This window comes from Faecalibacterium langellae (genome assembly GCF_002549775.1).
GTDB classification, from domain to species: Bacteria; Bacillota; Clostridia; order Oscillospirales; family Ruminococcaceae; genus Faecalibacterium; species Faecalibacterium langellae.
Window position 1 is genome coordinate 1 of the sequence record NZ_NMTR01000007.1, and the last position, 1,137, is coordinate 1,137.

Annotated in this window: 1 protein-coding gene and 1 pseudogene; both read right to left on the reverse strand. The window is 51.3% G+C overall.

The annotated features are described in order from the left end of the window. A partial coding sequence (locus tag CGS49_RS03155; protein ID WP_489752630.1) for a ParB N-terminal domain-containing protein occupies positions 1 to 316 on the reverse strand: 316 nt, incomplete at its 3' end. A 12-nt stretch (positions 317 to 328) separates the two neighbouring features. Next, positions 329 to 1,137, reverse strand: a pseudogene (locus CGS49_RS03160) (relaxase/mobilization nuclease domain-containing protein); the annotation flags it as partial.

The window sequence follows — 1,137 nt, forward strand, 5'->3', positions numbered from 1 at the left end:
CTTCGTACTGCTTCCCAAGCAGATAGCGTTTCTGTTCGGGACTCAGGTTTCGCCGTCCCAACTGATTCCGGCAAATCCACGCAATGGCTTCTTCGCGGTTCTCAAATCGGAGCGGCATGGTGGAGAAATAAATCTCTGGGTGCTTTTGGAGGATTGCATAACGATTGTGTCCGTCAACAAGTGTGTTGTTCCACACGATCAAAGGAGAAATCAGCTTGCCCTCTTTGAGGATGTTTTCTTCAAGCTGCTTAAATTCATCATCGGTCAGAGGGGGAATCTGAGACTGGAACTCCGGGTCGATTTTCAGATTGATCATACGCACACTCCTTTATCTCTCCTGCTGCGTCTGATCTTCCTCCCGGAAAAAGGACGCAACATTCTGCTTTGCGGTTTTCAGTTTGAGCAGTTCTTCTTTGGCTTCCTTGTACTGCTCGTAGAACGTTGCCTTTTCGGATGCCAATTGCGCGTACTCAGCTTCCAGCTTTTTCGGGCTGGGCAGCTTGGTGAGGTTGTTTGCCTTAAAATAGGCTGCTGCCGCCCGGTACGCTGTCAGCTCTGCACGGTGCTGCTCCTCAAAGACTGCGGGTCGCTTGGCGGTCTTTAACTGCTGTGCGACGCTCTTGGCATTGGCGTAGGCTGTGACATGATAGCGCAGCTCTTTGTTGGCTTTCATGCGACCTTCAAGGTCTTTCACCACTGCCAGTGAATCGTGATACTTGGTTTCCAGTTCGGCGATGCGCTGGTTCAGGTCATCCTCGTTGAGCAAATCTTTCTCCTGCAAGAGGATCAGAGTTTGCGACATGGCTTTGAGGTTGAACTTCTTTGCCCAACATTCGTAGCCAATGCCCTTGCCTTCGGTCAGCTTTGCCTGAATATCGATCAGCTTTGCAAGGTTGGTCGGTTTGGACTGTACCTTGGGTTTGCGCTCTGCGTTTGCCTGCAACGTGGCAAGCACTGCCGCCTTATCGAACTTGTCACCGAGATGTTTCGCTCGAATGAACTTTGTTCTGCCAGTGGGCAGATAGCTGAGCCGACCACGGCTTTCCTTGACCGTGATTCCGTACTGCTGCAAGAGCCTGTCCGAGAAATCTTCAAAGCTCATTGCGGTGTCCAGCACATCCGAGATCTGTTTCCGCA